The organism is Bryocella sp., from assembly GCF_058498515.1.
In genome coordinates, this window is sequence record NZ_JBMHYI010000052.1 from 1 (window position 1) to 18,467 (window position 18,467).

The window sequence follows — 18,467 nt, forward strand, 5'->3', positions numbered from 1 at the left end:
TGATGTCCCACACGGAATGCGCGTTCTTGCGATACTCCACCATCTCTTCCAGTATCCAGCAAGACGCTGAAAGCACACCGCCTAAAGGCGGTGGGTTTAGACCGGGTGATGGAGACTAAAATCAAAGCAATGCCCGAGACCGCCAGCCCGCAGCCCCAAAACGCTCCCACCCAGGGCGACAAGAAGGCCGCGTCGCCAAAGCCGGCCGCGCCCAAGGACGACGATGTCGTCGGCAAGGCCTACGACGGCCGCATCATGCGCCGCCTCGCCGGCTACCTCAGCCCCTACAAGCTCCAGACCGCCGTCTCCGCCGTCGCCATCTCCCTCAAGGCCCTCACCGACATCGCCGGCCCGTTCCTCGTCGCCGTCACCATCGACACCTACCTCGCGCCCGAGTCCAGCAAAACCCACTGGCTCACCCGTTTCCTCAGCAAAGCACCCCTCACCGGAGTCACCGAACTCGCACTGATCTACTTCGGCGCTCTCTCCATCACCTTCGGTCTCGAGTTCGTCCAGACCTACCTCATGCAGTGGACCGGCCAGAAGATCATGTTCGATCTCCGCTCGCAGATCTTCCGCCACGTCCAGCGCATGCACGTCGCCTTCTTCGACCGCAATCCCGTCGGCCGCCTCGTCACCCGCGTCACCTCCGACGTCGACGCCCTCAACGACATGTTCACCTCCGGTGTCCTCGCCATCTTCGAGGACATCTGTTCGCTCTCCTTCATCATCGTCGTCATGCTCTCCATGAGCTGGCCCCTCGCGCTGCTCACCATCTCCGTCATCCCCGGCATCGCCTACGCCACGCACCTCTTCCGCAAGCACGTCCGCGACAGCTACCGCCGCCAGCGCGCCGCCACTGCCAAGATCAACTCCTTCACCCAGGAGTACGTCTCCGGCATGAGCGTCGTGCAGCTCTTCAACCGCGAACGCCGCGCCTTCCGCGACTTCTCCGCCGTCAATCTCGAAAACAAAGAAGCCTGGACCGACGCGATCTTCGCCTACGCCCTCTACTACCCCGTCGTCGAGTTCCTCGCCTCCATCGCCATCGCGCTCGTCATCTGGCGCGGCGGCATCGCCGTGCTCGGCGTCACGCAGCACACTTGGCTCACGCACCATCTCTATCTCAAGTCCAGCGGAGCCTCGGCGTACAGCCTCTTCGGCAACATCGTCACCCTCGGCACGCTGGTCGCCTTCATCCGCTACGCGCAGCGCTTCTTCTATCCCATCCAGGACCTCAGCGACAAATTCAACATCCTCCAGGCCGCCATGGCCGCCGCCGAGCGCATCTTCAAGCTCCTCGACACCGTCCCCGACATCCCCTCACCCGCCAAAGTCATCGCAGGCGATCGCTCCGGCCGCATCGAGTTCAGTAACGTCTGGTTCACGTACCAGCAACTCACGCCCGAACAGCAAGCCGCCCTCGCCACGTACAACGCAGAACGCACAACGTACAACACCCCCGCCGACCACCCACTCCTCCACGACATTGAATGGATCCTCCGCGGCGTCTCCTTCGTCATCGAGCCCGACCACACCGCCGCCATCGTCGGCCACACCGGGGCCGGCAAGACCACCATCACCGCGCTCATGATGCGCTTCTACGACGTCCAGGCCGGCGCTGTACTCGTGGACGGCGTCGACGTCCGCGAGCAGGACGTCAAGGCCCTCCGCCAGCGCTTCGGCGTCGTCCTGCAGGATTCCTTCCTCTTCACCGGCTCCATCGCCCGCAACATCCGCCTCGGCACACCCCACATTACCGACGAGCAAGTCGAGATGGCCGCCGAAGAAGTCAACGTCGCCGACTACATCCGCTCCCTGCCCGACGCCTTCAACTCTCCCGTCATCGAGCGCGGCGCGACCCTCAGCACCGGCCAGAAGCAACTCATCAGTTTTGCTCGGGCGCTGGCACACCGCCCGGGGATCTTGATACTCGACGAAGCCACCAGCTCCGTCGACACCGAGACCGAGCTCCGCGTCGAATCCGCCCTCGCGCGCATGATCACCGGCCGCACCAGCGTCCTCATCGCGCATCGCCTCTCCACCGTCCAGCGCGCCGACACCATCCTCGTCATGCACAAAGGCCAGCTCCGCGAGCAAGGCTCCCACCAGCAGCTCCTAGCCCACCGCGGCCTCTACTACAAGCTCTACCAGCTCCAGTACAAGGACCAGGAATTAGGGCGCAACTTAGCCACACCCACCCCCGCCACCGCTTAACTCCCATTCGCTTCAAGGCTCAGCATCGAGGGCGGAAGAAGTGCGCCTATCCGCCCTTCAGCGCCAACGGCGCGCCCTATACCAGCCTGGGGTGGAGCGAAGCACAACCCCAGGTACGCGCCCACCAAACCGCCCGAGCGCTGAAGGCGCGACCCATCGCTGACCGATTAAGCTGGCGATAACTGCGTTTATGGGGACTAATCCTTCCGAAGCAACGAAGACGGCGCGCCCTGGATGATCTTGGCAACTGAAAAGGCTCTATCTCCAAGTTGCTGATAACCCTCCTCAAGGTTCAGCAAGACGTTTTCCCGACTCGTGTTTGTGAGATTGTCGAAGGTTCTATCGAACATGCTACGAAGGTGGCTAACCTGTTGGTTGAAAAAACTCAACTGTTGAGAAATGTTCAGGAGGACAGCTTGGGACTGGACTGGAAGGAGGGCGATCTCAACTGTATGAATATCTAAGAGAGGAGCATTGGCCTCGGATAACGAGAAACCCCGCTTCGGATCGTGATTTCCTCTTTGCTGGAGAGGCAGGGACAGGAGTGTAGGAACCAACGCAAGGAATGGCTCGCGCAGCTCGTCTCCTCGATAAGCCTTGATTGTTCTATCGAACCATCTCAGGAAGTCATCGTCGAGCCGCCCCTTCCTTTGTCGGAGGAGGAAGGACTTCATCGCCATCTGGTATTGCAATTCATGAAGCTCCAGCGCCATCGCACGTTGGAGTCGGTCCAGTCGTCTTCTTCTGCGAACCTCTTCAGTGATGGCGGGCGATAGCATACCGAGTAGCCAACCAAGCAGTAGTTGTTCGTGATTAAGAAGGAGCGCTTTGAGAACGTCGGACCAAGCCTGCATCTTCTAATCCTGCGACAAAAAACACTTGGTGGCTAGAGCCTTTTGTGGGCTTTGCGTAAGTTTTGGGAAATGGCTAATTAACTGCTAGGTCGAGAATCTCGCGAGTTGTTGCAACTGCCTTTTTCAGTGACTTGGGCTTAAAGTCCATAACACCCTCTAGAAGAAAATTTTGCCTTGGACGTTACCCGGCGGGATTAGTTACTGAGAAGTCGGCTTCTCGTTATGTGTGAAGAACAGCGTGACTTTGATATCGACTGTATAGCCATTCACTGCTGAGTGGGACTGTCATCTAAGAGCTCGTCTTCCGCAAATGGAAGCGGTTCCTGATCCACGCCAGCCTTTCGTGAACCCGGTGGTGAGGTGCTGAGATAGCCTTCATCAAATGCGTACTGTTTTCCGCGTCCGTGAGCGCGGCCTTGACACCCCTTGCATGTGCAATCCTTTGAGCGCTCGAGTTTACCTTTCGAATAGCACTGACTTTTGCAATAATTCTTGTGCGGAAGTGGGCCGGCGGGGCCGGTCGAAGCGGGCATAGATGCATGTGGAGGAGTCGATCTCTTCGTCAATCCGTGTCCTCGAATAGATGTAGATAAGGAAGTTTAGTCCTCACAAGTAGGCTTCTCGCCATCGCCCGCAGCAGGGCCTGCCTCCTCACCCCAAAAAGATCGCCGCCCGTACCACGCAACCACCCTGCCCCTTGTACGCTATTCGCTAGCCATGCCCAAGACCCTCAACTCGCCTCGCCAGGTCCTCTTCGCCTCCCTCGTCGGCACCACCGTTGAGTTCTTCGACTTCTACATCTTCTCCACCGCCGCCGCCCTGGTCTTCCCGCGCCAGTTCTTCCCCTCCACCGACGCCACCGCCGCGATGCTGCTCTCGCTCGCCACCGTCGGCGTCGCCTTCTTCGCGCGCCCCATCGGTTCCGCCATCTTCGGCCACTTCGGCGACCGCATCGGCCGCAAGCGCACCCTCGTGATCGCGCTCTCGACCATGGGCCTCTCCACCTTCATCATCGGCACGCTGCCCGGCTACGCCGCGATAGGCCTGGCCGCCCCTCTGCTCCTCGCACTCTGCCGCTTCGGCCAGGGAATCGGCCTCGGTGGCGAGTGGGGTGGCGCCATCCTGCTGGCCGTCGAAAACGCCCCGCCCAACCGCCGCGCTCTCTACGGCATGTTCCCGCAGCTCGGCGCGCCCATCGGCTTCCTCTGCTCCGGAGGCATCTTCCTCCTGCTCTCGCGCCTGCTGACCAACGCGCAGTTCCTCAGGTTCGGCTGGCGTCTGCCGTTCCTCGCCAGCGCCGTCCTCGTGCTGCTCGGCCTCTGGGTCCGCCTCACCATCACCGAGACCCCCACCTTCCAGGCCGCACAAGCCCGCAACGAGCACGTCGCCGTCCCCATCGGCACCATCTTCTCCGAGCATCTCGGCCGCGTCGTCGCCGGCGTCCTTGTCTGCGTCGCGACCTTCGCGCTCTTCTACCTCACCACCGTCTTCTGCCTCGCCTATGGAATCAAAACGCTGCACTTTTCGCGCAATGACTTCCTCATCCTGCAGCTCACCTCCATGGCCTTCTTCGCCGTCGGCATCCCGCTCTCGGCACTTGCCGCCGAGCGTGGCCGCAAGCGTTTCATGATTGCGGTGACCGTGGCCATTGGCGCCTTCGGTTTCGTGATGCCCCACCTCTTCACCACCAACACGCACTCCACCATGCTCATGCTGGCCATCGGCCTCTTCCTCATGGGCTTGACCTACGGCCCGCTCGGCACCCTCGTCTCCGAACTCTTCCCCACCTCTGTCCGCTACACCGGAAGCTCGCTCGCCTTCTCCATCGGCGGCGTAATCGGCGCCTCCGCGACGCCCTACGCCGCTCTATATCTCGCCGACCACAAAGGCCTTCCCTGGGTCGGCTACTACCTCACCGCAGCCGCAGTCCTCACCCTCCTCGGCCTCTTCATGATCCCCGAGACCAAGAACGTCGACCTCTCCGTAGCCGCTCCGCTCGACTGAGGCCACCTCACCCACAAACAACAAGCGGCCCACAAAGGGCCGCTTTCATTGGCTTCTAAACGCTATCTACGCGTCGATGCTGAACTGCCCCAGGTCGCCATACAGCGCCTGAAAGAGCAGCTCATTCAAGGTCAGGTCTTCAATCCTTCTCTTCACCTTCGTCATCTCCTGCACGGTACATTCCCGCGCGGTTGGGGGCTCGGCCATAGCCGCTCCGCGCTGCAACTGCGTGGACTCCGGCTCCCGCCTGGCGGGAACAAAACCCAGTCCGAACGACAAACTCATCGAGCTCATAACGCCTCTCCTTTCGCGCCTGCTGGCGCCTCATGGTTCGGGCCCTGTTCGCGCGGATGGCATCCCCAGCGCGACTTGTACTCGTACGCGTACCGCTTCATTCCTTGCTTGAAGCGTTCCTGCTCTTCGGGAGTCATCCCCGCCCAGCGAGCCTTCATCCGCCGCTTCCACTCCCGGCGCTCGCTCCACTTGTTGCCGCCCGGGCCATGCTTATGGAATCCCCCCAACAACAGCTTCGACAGCACCAGCAAACCCATCGCCTGCCAGTACGTAATCAACCTCAGCCCAAAGATCGATGGCATCAGCCAGTTCCACAGGTGTTCCACCACCAGCGACACCAGAGCGATGATAGCCACGACCATCACGCACATCTTTAGTCCACGCAGAAATCGCATGTCCCTTACCTCTCTTCCTTCCCAATACCGAAATCCCTGCGCATCTGTTCCAGCCGCTTGCGCAGGTGGAGCACCGCGTACCTCTTCCGGGCCAGCAGCGTGTTCTGCTTCACGCCCGTCTCCGCGGACAGCTCCTTGAAGCTTCGGCCCTCGATCTCATGCGCCACGAACACCTCGCGCTGCGCCCGCGGCAGCTCCGCCAGCGCCTCTTCAATCGCTTCCACCATCACCTTCCGCGCGAAGGCTGCCTCCGGCCCCGCATCCGCGCTCGGCAGCAAATCCAGCAACGACGCTGAATCCTCCTCCGCATTTACCGGCTCATCCAGCGACACCGCCTTCTGCTTCCGGAACAGGTCCGTAATCCTGTTCCGCGCCACCCGATACATCCACGCCGTCACCTGCTCCACCGGCTTCATCAGCCGATAGGTCGACACCAGCTCATACAGCACGTCCTGCAGGATGTCTTCCGCATCGCCCGTATCCAGCACCCGGCTGCGGATAAACCTCCGCAGGCGCGGCTCGTCCCGAGCGACCGCCTCGGCCACCGCGTGGTCCTGCTCCGCGAGCGTCCACTCCGGTCCAGCCATCCTGCCTTGTGCCTCTACAGCCAGCGAAACCACGGCCTCTCCTCGCGCACGGACAGTACCCAAAGGGGCGAGGAGGACCGTACGCCTCAACTGCGGCCCCTTCATGCATGTTCCTTAGCGTTAACGATTGGCCGCGGCGGATATTGCACAATCCGGCTATCCTTTTTTCGCGGCTGCGAGCATTTTTCCTGTAGGTCTAATTCCGGGACTCGACCTCCGTGGGCGTTTTCCCTAACGAAAACGCCGCTGCACGCTTCACCGGGATACCCAGCAACAGGAAAAATGCTTCAGGCACGCCTTTCGGCTTCCCCGCACAGCTTGTCCAGACGCCGCTGCCGAGCCTCTGGAGTGCGGTAATAGAAGACCGCCAGCAGCCCCTGCCGGCGCTGTGTGGGAGTCATCTTCGCCCAGCCCGCCCGCGCCTTCGGCCTCAATCGCAAGGCCTTATCGATCAGCGGAGGGAGCTCGACCTCCGCCTCCATCGTGTTCAGCAGGCGCTCCGCCATCTGCTGGCACCGGCCCATCTGGGCCTCGTCGCTCTTCACGCCGTGAATCCACTTCCCGATCTCGCGCCGCCACGACTCCGAAAGACTGTCGTAGAACCCACGCAGCCCCGGCTCCTCTTCCAGCAACGCAGCCAGCGCATCGGGCAGCTCCGCGGGGCGCTCGTCAAAGTCCGCTTCGAGAGTGAACCGCGCCACCTCGCCCACGCGCACCTTGCCGCCTTGCTGCATCGCCTTGTTCACCAGCATGAAGAACGACCCAACCCCGTGCTCCGGCTCCGATTCACTCAAGCTCCGCACCGGAAACAGCGACGTCCGGAACGCAAAACCCTCACCCCTCGAACGCTTCGACGCGATCGTCCCTCGGACCCGCAGCCGCCGCATCTTTGCGAACGCCTTATGCACATCGAAGGGAACCCGCGCAATCGTCCACCCCAGATAGCCCTGCGCACGCTCCAGCGCAGCCTCAAAGGACCGCCCATCGCTCGCGGCAGCTGCGGCTTCGCTCTTTGGCGCAGGTTCGTCCTTCGGTGCAGGCCGGCCTTTCGATGCGGGCAAGCCCTGCACCGTTGTCCTCGCCGCGCTCTTCTTCATCGCCCTTTTCTTAACTGCCATCGCGAAGTCATCTTATCCCTGCAAGCCCAGAGAATATTTGCAAAACCTCCAATCCAATCTCCGCTACAGTCCGTTTCCACCTCGGACGGCAACGATCTTCTTGCAAGCCAATCCTCAAAGCGCACGTTTATCGGAATGGGAGTGTGTACCGTGGAACCAAAACTTAGCAGGCTGATCGACAGGGCCCTTTCGCGCAGAAATTTCCTCGCCGGCGCGAGCGCTGCAGCAGCGGGAACCATCCTCGTGGGTTGCGGCGACAGCACCCCAATGTCCACCACCACCCCGCCGGCAAGCAGCACGCTCACCGATGCGGACTACCTCAACTTCGCCCTCAACCTCGAGTACCTTGAAGCCGAGTTCTATCTCCGCGCCGCCACAGGGAGTGGCCTGGCAACCGCCGACACCGGCAACAACACCAGTAAGACCACCGGCGGAGCGCAGGTTTCCGGCACCACCTCCGTGCAGTCGCAGTACATCTATGAGATCGCGCAGAATGAGCTCGACCACGTCCGCTTCCTGCGCAGCGCGCTCGGCTCGTCCGCCGTCGCCGCTCCTGCCATCGACCTCACCACCAGCTTCAACACGCTCGCCTCTGCGGCCGGCCTCGGCGCCTCCTTCAATCCCTTCGCCAGCTTCTCCAACTTCCTCATCGGGGCCTTCATCTTCGAGGACGTCGGCGTCACTGCTTATCACGGCGCAGCCAAGCTCCTCACCAGCAAGACCAATCTCACCGCTGCCGCCGAGATCATGGCCGTCGAGGCCTATCACGCCGGCTCCATCCGCTCGCAGATCGTGGCCTCCGGCTCTTCGCTCATCACCACCGCCAATGCCGTCTCCAGCGTGCGTTCGTCGCTCGGCGGAGGCAACGAGACCACCCTCAGCGCCACCAGCGTCGTCGCTGCCAGCGCCACCACCTCCATCGCTTTCGACCGCACCACCGACCAGGTGCTGCACATCGTCTACGGCACCGGTGGCGGAGCAGGAGTCAAGGGCGGAGTCTTCTTCCCCTCCGGCCTCAACGGCAACATCAGCGTCACTGCGGCCTAGCGCCAGGAGAACGGAGAACATCATGCCTACTCTAGAAACACAGCAACTCGATGAAGTCATCGCCGGCAGCCGTCGCCGCATGCTCACCCTCGGCGGCGCAGCCATCGCCGGCCTCGCGCTCTCCGCGATCGCAGCCGACGCTCAGACGTCCACCCTCACCGACGCCGACTACCTCAACTTCGCCCTCAACCTCGAGTACCTCGAAGCCCAGTACTACACCCTCGCTGTCTCCGGCATGACCATCGACCAGATGGGCCTGGGCATCACCGGCACCGGCACTCAGGGCGCCGTCACCGTCAAGTCCGGCGGCTTCACCGCCTGCAAGGTGCCCTTCGCCAACACCATCGTTCAGAGCTACGCGCAGGAGATCGCCCAGGAAGAACGCAACCACGTCACCTTCCTGCGCACCGCACTCGGCTCCGCAGCCGTCGCACAACCTGCCATCGACCTCGTCAACAGCTTCAACGGCCTCGCTACCCTCCTCGGCCTCGGTCTCACCTCGTTCGATCCCTTCGCGAACGACATCAACTTCCTCCTCGGCTCCTACATCTTCGAGGACGTCGGCGTGACCGCCTACACCGGCGCCGCGCCCGCCCTCACCGTCAGCGGAAACCTCGATGCCGCTGCCGGCATCCAGGCCGTCGAAGCCTACCACGCCGGCATGGTTCGCACCACCATCTACGGCCTCGATCAATCCGCAACGACACTCGGCGCAGCCGGAACCGCACGCGCCGTGGCAACCGCCATCTCCAAACTGCGCGCTTCCGTCGACGGATCCAACTCCACCACCTCCTCACGAGCACAAGGCGACGACATCGGCCTCGGCACCCAGACCGTCATGCTCGATACCACCAGCAGCTTCACCGCCTCCACGCTGGTCGACGCCTCCACCACCGGCTCCATCAACGCCGCAGGTTCCACTGGCACCGCAGGCTCGCTCGTCTTCGCCCGCACCGCCGCCCAGGTGCTCGCCATCGTCTACGCCGGAGGCTCCGGCAAAGGCGGCTTCTTCCCCGCCGGCCTCAACGGCAACGTCAAGTAACCCAGTGTCGAATCCCGCTTATCCCGGGTCCCTCAAGGGACCCGGGCTTTTCTTGCAGGCCGATTGTTGGAACCGCGGACCCAACTGGCATCTGGAAACTGGAAACCTGGTAACTGACACCCTACTCCTGACTCCAACCTCTCAACTCGATCGCCCTGTTTTCTCCCACCCGTCCCCTTGGGCCACCGTGACCCCATACACAATTCCCTCCACACCTCCCAGCTACACTTGATCCATCAGCACGCCCTCCAATCCGCGCATCTTTCTCTCCGCCGGCGAAGCCTCCGGCGACGCTTACGGCGCCACCCTCATCGCTGAGCTTCGCCGCCGGCTCCCCGACGCGACCTTCACCGGCCTCGGTGGCTCCGCCATGGCCCGCGAAGGCCAGCACCAGACCGTCCGCGCCGAAGACGTCGCCGTCATGGGCATCTCCGAGATCGTTCGCCACATCCCGAAGATCTACGCCAGCTATCGCCGCCTCGTCGCCTCCATCCAGCGAGACCGTCCCGACGTCGCCGTCCTGATCGACTTTCCCGACGTCAACTTCCGTCTCGCCAAACACCTCAAGCGAGCCGGGGTGCCCGTCATCTGGTTCGTCTCCCCGCAGCTCTGGGCCTGGAAGCGCGGCCGTCTCCGCTGGGTGCAGGAGCGCGTCGCCAAAATGCTCGTCATCTTCCCCTTCGAGGAGCGCTTCTACCGCGAGCGCGGCGTTGACGCCGAGTTCGTCGGCCACCCACTCCTCGAAACCGTGCGCGAGGCGCGTCAAAGCGCCTCGCCGGAGACAGCCACCCGCGAAGGCTTCGCACTCGCCCACAACCTCGACCCCAACAAGACCTGGATCGCGCTCCTGCCCGGCAGCCGCTGGAAAGAAATCCGCTCCAACCTCCCCGCCCTGCACGAGCTCGCCATGAGCGACCTCATCCACGCCGCCGCCGACAACACCTTCGCCAACGGCACCCGCCTCGAGCTACCGGTCAACCCCGCAGCGCACACCCGCTTCGAGTTCCTGCTTCCCGTCGCTTCCACCATCGACCCCCGCGACCTCGCCGCCTTCCTCGCCGAACTCAACCGCGAGCACCTCAAGTACTTCGGCCCCGAAGCCGCCGGCATCCGCCTCACCCTGCTCACCGGCCCCGACGCCGCCCGCCAGGCCCTCGAGCACGCCCGCGCCTCCGTCGTCGCCAGCGGCACCGCGACCGTCCTCGCCGCCATTGTCGGCAATCCCTTCGTCGTCGTCTACCGCGTCTCCCCGCTCACCTTCGCCCTCGCCAAAAAGCTCGTCGAGTACCCCGAAGAGATGCACCTCCGCCGCGACCTCAACGGCCTGTTGCCCGTCTCCATGGTCAACCTCATCGCCGGTCGAAGAATCGTCCCCGAGCTGCTGCAGGACCGTTTCAACGCCGCCAACGTCGCCTCGGCGCTGGCTCCGCTCCTCGTCGATTCCCCCGAGCGCGAGACCCAGATCGCCGCCCTCGCCACCGTCCGTGCCAGCCTCGCCGCCCCCACCCCGCAAGACGCCATCACCCGCCTAGCCGACGCCGTCCTCACCGCCCTGGCCTAGAATCATCGCGCTCCGCGGCCGTCGCTTTTCTTGTTGTCATTCCCGAAGGGAATCTGCTTCTCGCCGGGTGCCCCACGTCTCGATTCTGAGACGTGGGTTCGCAGGATCCCGGGTGGCCCGTCCTTTTCACCCCACCGTGAAAAGGGGGTATCGTTTGCGGTAGCAAACGACCGCTTTCCTCGCTTGCCACGGAACCACCGCAGCCCAGTGCCCCATCTCGAAGCGATGTGGGCTCACCTCCTCCAAACGCCTCCCAGACGCGATACCCGCAGCCATCTCCGAAGCCGTAGAATCATCGTCTAACTAGGTGCTCAACGCGCGACCTATTCGCGCGCGGGACCAAGGAACCAGACTCCCATGTTCAGACCCTCGCGACTGCTGCCTCTGCTGTGCCTCTGCGCTGCCGCCTTCGGCGTCCACGCCGCCATCCCCGTGCGCGCGCAGATCGATGTCACCGGCTACGTCATCCACGCCGATCTCGACCCCGCCACCGGCCGCCTCACCGCCACCGCCACGGTCAACTTCACGGCGCTCGACGACCTCAACGTCGCCATCTTCGGCCTCAACAACGGCCTCGCCGTCAGCTCCGTCAAGGACGCAACCGGCGCCTTGCTCACCAGCGAGCGCAACGTCACCGACTCCACCGTCCGCGTCACCCCCTCCGCCCTCATGGCCAAGGGCGCCGCCGCCACCTGGATCTTCACCTACGCCGGCGCACCCTCCGTCACCACCTCGCCCGTCGACGGCATCAAGTTCCTCCAGGTCGCCGACCCCGTCAGCATCCTGCTCTACCCCGGCCGCTGGTTTCCCATCTCCATGCCCGGCCTCTTCACCGACCGCTTCACCATGGACCTCGCCGTGACCGTCCCCACCGGCGAGCGCGTCGTCGGCTCCGGCCCCGTCGGCGGCGAAAAGAAGCTCCCCGACGCCCGCAGCGAGTTCGACTTCAAGTGGGACAAGCCCGGCTTCGCCGGAACCGTTGTCGCAGGCAAGTTCCTCGCGCCCATCACGCCTCCCGGCATCCCCAACATTCGCGCCTACGTCACCGAGGCCAACAAAGCCAAGGCCAAGGACATGGCCGTCACCGTCGCGCGTGAGTTCGAGTTCATGACCAGCGCCTTCGGCCAGGCCCAGTCCGGCCGCCTCGAGATCGTCGAACTCCCCAGCGACTCCGTCTCCGCCTTCTGGGCGCCCGAGATCATCGCCATCCGCCCCGACCGCTCCAGCACCCGCCTCCTGGCCAACACCGTCGCCCACCAGTGGTGGGGCTCACAAGTCTCGCCTGCGACTCTGAACGACGCCTGGATCACCTACGGCATGGACCGCTACGCCGAGCTCCTCTATCTCGAGGACCAGAGCGGCAAAACTGCCCTCCAGAACGCCATCGGCGACACCGAGGCCGCGGCCCTCGCCTACGATACCGACCCGCTCACCACTCTCGGCCGCGTCGATCCCTTCTCGCCCCAGTTCCAGAACATGGTCCTCGATAAGGGAGCCATGGTCTTCCACATGCTCCGCTGGGAGATGGGCGACGACGCGTTCCTCGCCTTCCTGCGCTCGCTCCTCACCCAGTACTCCGACAAAAGCGTCCGCACCGCCAACCTCAAGCAGGTCGCCGAAGCCTCCTCCAAGCTCGACCTCACCTCGTTCTTCTCGCAGTGGGTCGAAGGCACCGGAGCGCCCAGCTTCGGCGACAACTTCCAGGTCTATCGCCTCGGCAAAGGCAAGGGCTTCCGCACCGTCGGCTCCGTCACCCAGGACCTCGACCTCTTCTCCATGCCCGTCGAGCTCCGCATCGAGACCGAAGGCAAGACCGAAGACCGCCGCGTCGACCTCGCCGGCACTGAGTCCCACTACACCGTCGAGACCTTCGGCCGTCCTCGCCACATCATCCTCGACCCCGAGAACTGGCTGCTCAAATCAACCCCCGACCTCGCCGTCAAGGTGGCCGTCCTTCGCGGTCAGCAGTCCGTCGCCCAGGGAGACCTCGTCGGCGCCATCGCCGAGTACCGCCAGGCCCTCGACCAGGATCGCGGCAGCTCGCTCGCCAACTACCGCCTCGCCGAGATCTTCATGATGCAGCACAACTACCAGGCCGCCGCCAACAGCTTCCGCGACGCCCTCCGCGGCGACGGCGAGCCCAAGTGGACCGAGGTCTGGTGCCACATCAACCTCGGCAAAATCTTCGACATCACCGGCCAGCGCGAACGCGCCGTCAACGAGTACCGCCTCGCCGTCCAGACCAACGACAACACCCAGGGCGCCATCAACGAAGCCCGCGCCCTCATGCAACACCCCTTCAAACGCGACGAAGAAGCCAGCGGCGCCTAAGCGCGGCGTCTCTGAGGCACCCCCGCCGATGCTTCGAGATACAAATTGTCATCCCAGTCCCTTCACCAACTTCACACTGGAACGAGCTGGCGTCTGGCATCTGGACAACTGGCATCTGGTCGCCAAACCACACTAATCTGCGGTGCCAATCAGGTTGCCGATTTACCCCTGGCGCCTCGCTAAAATAAGAAGAGATGCTCAGAGCACACCGGCCCCAAAGCAGCAGCCGCAATCCCTTTGAGGTGAATACTTTGCGAACATCCCCTATGGAATGAATACTTTGACAAGGTACCCCGCTAACCAACCCGTTATCAACACTTAGGGAAATTGGGGGGGGGAGGGGGGTACCCACGCCACACGTACAGCTGCACTGCGCCGCCCACCGCAGGAAGACGCTATTCCGCTGTTCCGCTATTCCGCTGCCCTTGAGTTCTTCACCAGCATGGGCTCCTCGCGGTCCTCGACCAGCGACGTTCCCACCTGCATCGCCGCGAAGAACTGCTGCACCACCGCCAGCGCTTCCTCGCTCACGAACTTGCTGCGGATAATCTCCACCGGAGCCGCCACCAGGTCCGTGCGATACGGCGCCTCCGGATCTCCCGGCCGCACGCCCACACACTGCGCGGCGCGATAGGTACACGAAGCCAGGTCGGTGATGCTCAGCGCTCGCGTCGGAATCACCAACAGTGTTCGCGGAGGAGCCATGCGGTCCAGCAGCGACACGATCTCCAGCTTCGACTCCAGCTCATCCGGCACAAAGTCGATCACGAGATCCGCAGTCCGCACCGCGTCCTCAACCGTCGAGACGTAGTGCACGCCCACAACGTCCGCGAGCGCTTCCTGCGCATGGCGCAGCTTCGCCGGCATCACGTCCTCGAGGAACACCGTGAACCCGGCACGCGCCGCCGCAGCGGCCAGTGCCCGGCCCTGATCTCCTGCCCCGATGACGGCGATCGTCGCGACGGCCACGCTACCCAGCGCGCCCATGCGGGCCGCTACTCCTTCGCGGTGAACGCCGCGACGACAGCTTCGTAGCTCGGCTCAGACTTCTGGATGTGCTCCAGAACCCGCTGCTTCTCCTCCGTGTTCAGCGTAGGCAGCACGGTAAGAATGCGCCGCAGCGTCACCGAGATATCGTCAACGTAATTCATGGTGCGGATAGCTTCACCGGAAAGAGGCACAGTCGATCTCCTTGTTCTGCCTTCTAGTGTAGAGCAGCGCCCTGTGCGCAGCGCAGCCCAACGCGACACGCTAACGACGAAGTCGCTAACCGCGCAGCGGCTGACGCAAAGCGCTATCCTTCAACCGGCTTGGCCTTCACATACCCATCCCGGTCCGTCATCTCCATCACCGCCGCCAGCCGCGAAGCATGGTCCGGCCGCAGCGCCCCCAGCTTGTATCGCCATGCCCAATTGCCCTCCGCCGCCGAGGGCCGGTTCATCCGTGCCGGTGTTCCCAGCTCCAGCACGTCCTGCAGCGGGAAGATGCACAGCGTCGCCACCGAAGCCGCCGCGGCACGAATCATCGACCACACAATCTCATGGTCGGGATTGATCGGCCCCAGGTACGCCTGCACGTTGGCTCGCTCCGTGTCGTGGAGATCGTCGGTCCACCAGCCCAGCGTGGTGTTGTTGTCGTGCGTGCCCGTGTAGACGACAGTATTCGGCACGAACAGGTGCGGAAGATACACATGCCCGCCGCGGTCGCCAAATCCGAACTGCAGAATCCGCATCCCCGGCATCCCGAAGTGCTCGCGCAGCTCATCCACCTCCGGCGTGATAATGCCCAGGTCCTCCGCGATGAACGGCAGCTCGCCAAACACCTCGCGCAGCCGCTGAAACAGCGCCTGCCCCGGAGCCTTCACCCAGCTCCCATTGATCGCCGTCGTCTCCGTCGCCGCCACTGACCAGTACGCTTCGAAGCCCCGGAAGTGGTCCAGCCGGATCGAGTCATACAGCGCCAGCGCGCGGCGTATCCGGGCCACCCACCAGTCGAACCCGCGTTCTTCCAGCAGCGACCACTTGTACAGAGGATTGCCCCACAACTGTCCCGTCGCCGAGAAGTAATCCGGTGGCACCCCCGACACCCGGATCGGCTTTCGCTGCTCGTCCAGCTCGAAGATCTCAGGGTGCGTCCACACATCGGCTGAGTCATAGCTCACAAAGATCGCCACATCCCCGAGGATCTTGATCTTTCGCTCGCTGCAGTACGCCCGCAGCGCCTGCCACTGCTCGGTGAAGAAGAACTGCACCACCTGCTCGATCGCCAGCTCGCGCCCTGCTTCGTTCAGCAGTGTGCTCAACGCATCGCTCTGCCGAAACGCATATCCCTCGGGCCACGTGATCCAGCTCGCATAGCTGAACCGCCGCCGCAGCACGCTGTACATCGCGTAGTCCGTCAGCCAGGAGATGTTGTCCTTGCAAAACGTCTGGAACCGCGCCCTCTGCTCGTCGTTGGCGCGGTCCAGGAAGTTCCCCGCAGCCTCCTCGATCAGCGGCAGCTTCGTCGCATGCACGCTCCCGAAGTCGACATCGCCCTCATGCCCGGCCAGCCCGGCGATACGCTCCGGAGCCAGCCAGCCATCGCGCACCAGGAGCTCCAGGCTGATCAGCAGCGGATTGCCCGCAAACGCCGAGATGGCCGAGTAGGGCGAGCTTCCATACCCCGTCGGGCTCAGCGGGAGCACCTGCCACAACCGCTGCTTCGCCGCAGCCAGGAAGTCGACAAAGCCATAGGCCGCGGGGCCAAAGTCGCCAATTCCCCCATACGAGGGCAGCGAGGTGACGTGCAACAGCACGCCGGAGAGGCGTTCAGGGTCCAAGCGGACCTCCTTCATGGGCCCGCAGGCTCACCTTGCGTTCGACGCCAGGACGAGCGACGGAGATGCAGCATTCATTCCAGCGCAACTTTGAAGTCACTGCAACGCCACTCTGGATACGACCAGAAAACACGAAGGGCGTCCGGAATTCCGGACGCCCTTCGTTTGTACTTTCGGCCAGCCTTAGCTGCCCAGCGGACTCTGCTGCGCCGCCTGCTGCTTCTTGCTGTATACGATCGCTCCGCCCTTCGTGTAGCGCTCGACCAACGTGCCCACGAAGACGCCGAAGACTTCGTTGCGCTTCTCCTGGAGCATCTTGTCGTGGGTCTGCGCCACCGCCTTCGCGAGATCGTCCGCGGTCGGCTCCTGCTTCTCGTTCAGCTCGATCACCGTGCCGATCTGGCCCGTGTTGATCGGTCCCGAGATGCCGCCCTGCGGCAGCGAGAACACCACCGAAGCCGGTCCGGCCAGCGATCCGAGATCCGGCACCTGCGCGTCACGACCCACCAGGTCGCTCGACTTCACCGTGATCTTCAGCTCCGCCGCCGCCTTCTTCAGGTCATGCAGCTCCTTCGCGCGGTTGGAAAGCTTGATCAGCTGCGACTGCAGAATCTCCGAGACCTGCTGGTTACGGTAGTCGTCGAGGATCTGCGCCTTCGCATCCGCAAACGCCGGGGCATGTGCGACCTGAATGTCCGCCACCTGGAAGATCGCATAACCTTCCCCGGTCGACGCCATCTGCGGAGCCGCACCCTTCTTCGCGACGAACGCCGCCTGCATCAGCTGCGTCGAGTCCGGAAGGCTCGGCACCACATCCGTCGGCTTCAGGAAGCCCGTCGTCGTGAGCTGCAAATGATGCGCCGCGGCCGTCTTCTCCATGCCGTCCTTAGTAGCCTCAGCCACCAGCTGCCCGGCAAAGTTCTGTGCCATGGCTGCTGCCTTCTGGCTGGTCAGCTGCGCCTTGATCTGGTCCTGCACCTCGGCGAGCGGCTTCACGCCGGCGGCGTGTTTCTCGGGCGTCTGGATGATGTGATATCCGAAGCTCGAGCGCACCAGATCCGACGTCTGACCGGGATTCAGCTTCATCGCCGCCTGCGCGTACGCCGGGTCGAGACCGCTGGTCGGGATCATCGGCAGCTCGCCGCCCTGATCCTTCGAACCCGGATCCTCGGAGTACTTCTTCGCGAGGTCCGCAAAGTTCGCTCCAGCCTTCAGCTGGTTCAGCACGTCCTGCGCCTTCGCCTTGGCGGCTGCGTCGGTCTTCGCATCGGCGCCCTTCGGCACCGTGATCAGGATGTGGCGCGTCTTCACTTCTTCCTGCGTCTTGTACTGCGACGCATGACCGTTGTAATAGGCGAGAACTTCCAACTGGCTCACCTGCGGAGCTCCGCCGGGAAGCTGGGAGTTGTCGAACGCAAACACCGTCAGCTTGCGCTCCTCAGGAACCGCGTTCGCATAGCGCGCCGCGTTCTGCTTGAAGAACGTCTGCAGATCCGCATCGCTCGGGTTGATGCTCTTCTTCACGTCCTCGGCCGAGAGCACAGCGTAGTCGAACTTGACCTTGGTGCCGGTCTGCAACGCCTCGGTGCGCACTGCGGCGTCCGACACGGTCACACCGCCCGAGATCAGCGACTCCAGCCGCTGCAGCTCGAGATCGATCTTCAGCTGCGTCTCGAAGTCCGTCACCGACAGACCGAACTGCTCGACGAAGTTCACATATTTGTCCTGCCCGATGAACTTGCCGTCGGGAAACAGCGCCTCGGCATACGGTCCATGCTGCAGGAAGCTCGCGAGATCCGCATCGCTGACCTGCAGACCAAGGCGATCGGCCTCGTGCACCAGCACCTGCCGCTCAACCTCGATCTGCCCCGCACGGTTCATCAGCATCGGCATCAGCTGCTGCACGTACGCCGGAGGAATCTGCTGGCGCGCAGCCTGCTGACGAGCCAGGTTCTGCACCTCCTGCATCGTCACCGGAGTGCCGCTCGAGAACCGGCCCATCCAGCCCGGCTCCTTCACCGTGGCGTACAGAGACGCGTCGCCGGCAGTGCCATTGTCAAAGATGCCAGGGACGAGGAAGATCACCATGAGCACAATGGTGCCGCCGATAATCACGGCAAAGATGGTCTTGGTAAACGCGTTTTCCTTTTGCAGAATGCGAATCATGCTTGGCTGACGACCTTCATATCTTCGAGGGCG

Annotated in this window: 15 protein-coding genes; 6 read left to right on the top strand and 9 right to left on the bottom strand. The window is 63.3% G+C overall.

Going from position 1 to position 18,467, the window contains the following annotated elements; genetic code table 11:
* Positions 1 to 129: 129 nt before the first annotated feature.
* Positions 130 to 2,217, top strand: a complete 2,088-nt coding sequence (locus AC5E6W_RS16660; RefSeq protein WP_491753456.1) for an ABC transporter ATP-binding protein — start codon at positions 130 to 132, stop codon at positions 2,215 to 2,217.
* Positions 2,218 to 2,414: 197 nt separating this feature from the next.
* On the opposite strand, the gene AC5E6W_RS16665 is transcribed toward AC5E6W_RS16660, so the two are convergent.
* Positions 2,415 to 3,071, bottom strand: a complete 657-nt coding sequence (locus AC5E6W_RS16665) for a hypothetical protein (protein WP_491753457.1) — start codon at positions 3,069 to 3,071, stop codon at positions 2,415 to 2,417.
* 717 nt (positions 3,072 to 3,788) lie between these two features.
* Between AC5E6W_RS16665 and AC5E6W_RS16670 the strand changes: the two genes are divergently transcribed.
* On the top strand, positions 3,789 to 5,075 hold the full coding sequence (locus tag AC5E6W_RS16670) for an MFS transporter (RefSeq protein ID WP_491753458.1): 1,287 nt from the start codon (positions 3,789 to 3,791) through the stop codon (positions 5,073 to 5,075).
* A gap of 66 nt (positions 5,076 to 5,141) precedes the next feature.
* On the opposite strand, the gene AC5E6W_RS16675 is transcribed toward AC5E6W_RS16670, so the two are convergent.
* The 4 genes from AC5E6W_RS16675 to AC5E6W_RS16690 form a co-directional block, all read right to left on the bottom strand.
* On the bottom strand, positions 5,142 to 5,369 hold the full coding sequence (locus AC5E6W_RS16675) for a hypothetical protein (protein ID WP_491753459.1): 228 nt from the start codon (positions 5,367 to 5,369) through the stop codon (positions 5,142 to 5,144).
* Complete coding sequence (locus AC5E6W_RS16680) at positions 5,366 to 5,764, bottom strand: hypothetical protein (protein WP_491753460.1); 399 nt, start codon at positions 5,762 to 5,764, stop codon at positions 5,366 to 5,368. Before AC5E6W_RS16680 ends, AC5E6W_RS16675 begins: the two co-directional genes overlap by 4 nt.
* 5 nt (positions 5,765 to 5,769) lie before the next feature.
* Entirely contained in the window at positions 5,770 to 6,384 is a 615-nt protein-coding gene (locus tag AC5E6W_RS16685) for an RNA polymerase sigma factor (RefSeq protein WP_491753461.1), read from the bottom strand.
* Between the two features lie 254 nt (positions 6,385 to 6,638).
* Complete coding sequence (locus tag AC5E6W_RS16690; RefSeq protein ID WP_491753462.1) at positions 6,639 to 7,469, bottom strand: YdeI/OmpD-associated family protein; 831 nt, start codon at positions 7,467 to 7,469, stop codon at positions 6,639 to 6,641.
* A gap of 267 nt (positions 7,470 to 7,736) precedes the next feature.
* Here AC5E6W_RS16690 and AC5E6W_RS16695 point away from each other — a divergent pair, with 267 nt between their 5' ends.
* The 4 genes from AC5E6W_RS16695 to AC5E6W_RS16710 all read left to right on the top strand — a co-directional run bounded on the left by AC5E6W_RS16695 (position 7,737) and on the right by AC5E6W_RS16710 (position 13,450).
* Positions 7,737 to 8,516 (top strand): ferritin-like domain-containing protein, encoded by a 780-nt coding sequence (locus AC5E6W_RS16695; protein ID WP_491753463.1) that lies wholly within the window; start codon positions 7,737 to 7,739, stop codon positions 8,514 to 8,516.
* Between the two features lie 22 nt (positions 8,517 to 8,538).
* On the top strand, positions 8,539 to 9,558 hold the full coding sequence (locus AC5E6W_RS16700; RefSeq protein WP_491753464.1) for a ferritin-like domain-containing protein: 1,020 nt from the start codon (positions 8,539 to 8,541) through the stop codon (positions 9,556 to 9,558).
* Positions 9,559 to 9,817: 259 nt separating this feature from the next.
* Entirely contained in the window at positions 9,818 to 11,119 is a 1,302-nt protein-coding gene (locus AC5E6W_RS16705) for a lipid-A-disaccharide synthase (RefSeq protein WP_491753479.1), read from the top strand.
* Between the two features lie 357 nt (positions 11,120 to 11,476).
* On the top strand, positions 11,477 to 13,450 hold the full coding sequence (locus AC5E6W_RS16710) for a M1 family aminopeptidase (protein ID WP_491753465.1): 1,974 nt from the start codon (positions 11,477 to 11,479) through the stop codon (positions 13,448 to 13,450).
* Between the two features lie 411 nt (positions 13,451 to 13,861).
* Here the strand turns inward: AC5E6W_RS16710 and AC5E6W_RS16715 are convergent, their stop codons facing one another.
* The 4 genes from AC5E6W_RS16715 to AC5E6W_RS16730 all read right to left on the bottom strand — a co-directional run bounded on the left by AC5E6W_RS16715 (position 13,862) and on the right by AC5E6W_RS16730 (position 18,434).
* Entirely contained in the window at positions 13,862 to 14,437 is a 576-nt protein-coding gene (locus tag AC5E6W_RS16715; RefSeq protein WP_491753466.1) for a 3-hydroxyacyl-CoA dehydrogenase NAD-binding domain-containing protein, read from the bottom strand.
* Between the two features lie 8 nt (positions 14,438 to 14,445).
* Positions 14,446 to 14,631, bottom strand: a complete 186-nt coding sequence (locus AC5E6W_RS16720; RefSeq protein WP_491753467.1) for a hypothetical protein — start codon at positions 14,629 to 14,631, stop codon at positions 14,446 to 14,448.
* Positions 14,632 to 14,744: 113 nt separating this feature from the next.
* Positions 14,745 to 16,271 (bottom strand): 4-alpha-glucanotransferase, encoded by a 1,527-nt coding sequence (malQ, locus tag AC5E6W_RS16725; protein ID WP_491753468.1) that lies wholly within the window; start codon positions 16,269 to 16,271, stop codon positions 14,745 to 14,747.
* Positions 16,272 to 16,451: 180 nt separating this feature from the next.
* Positions 16,452 to 18,434, bottom strand: a complete 1,983-nt coding sequence (locus AC5E6W_RS16730; RefSeq protein ID WP_491753469.1) for a peptidylprolyl isomerase — start codon at positions 18,432 to 18,434, stop codon at positions 16,452 to 16,454.
* Positions 18,435 to 18,467: the final 33 nt, after the last annotated feature.

Bases quoted from the DNA above. Each gene is read 5' to 3' on its own strand.
- AC5E6W_RS16660 (WP_491753456.1), top strand. From the start codon at position 130: ATGCCCGAGACCGCCAGCCCGCAGCCCCAAAACGCTCCCACCCAGGGC.
- AC5E6W_RS16665 (WP_491753457.1), bottom strand. From the start codon at position 3,071: ATGCAGGCTTGGTCCGACGTTCTCAAAGCGCTCCTTCTTAATCACGAA.
- AC5E6W_RS16670 (WP_491753458.1), top strand. From the start codon at position 3,789: ATGCCCAAGACCCTCAACTCGCCTCGCCAGGTCCTCTTCGCCTCCCTC.
- AC5E6W_RS16675 (WP_491753459.1), bottom strand. From the start codon at position 5,369: ATGAGCTCGATGAGTTTGTCGTTCGGACTGGGTTTTGTTCCCGCCAGG.
- AC5E6W_RS16680 (WP_491753460.1), bottom strand. From the start codon at position 5,764: ATGCGATTTCTGCGTGGACTAAAGATGTGCGTGATGGTCGTGGCTATC.
- AC5E6W_RS16690 (WP_491753462.1), bottom strand. From the start codon at position 7,469: ATGGCAGTTAAGAAAAGGGCGATGAAGAAGAGCGCGGCGAGGACAACG.
- AC5E6W_RS16695 (WP_491753463.1), top strand. From the start codon at position 7,737: ATGTCCACCACCACCCCGCCGGCAAGCAGCACGCTCACCGATGCGGAC.
- AC5E6W_RS16700 (WP_491753464.1), top strand. From the start codon at position 8,539: ATGCCTACTCTAGAAACACAGCAACTCGATGAAGTCATCGCCGGCAGC.
- AC5E6W_RS16710 (WP_491753465.1), top strand. From the start codon at position 11,477: ATGTTCAGACCCTCGCGACTGCTGCCTCTGCTGTGCCTCTGCGCTGCC.
- AC5E6W_RS16715 (WP_491753466.1), bottom strand. From the start codon at position 14,437: ATGGGCGCGCTGGGTAGCGTGGCCGTCGCGACGATCGCCGTCATCGGG.
- AC5E6W_RS16730 (WP_491753469.1), bottom strand. From the start codon at position 18,434: ATGATTCGCATTCTGCAAAAGGAAAACGCGTTTACCAAGACCATCTTT.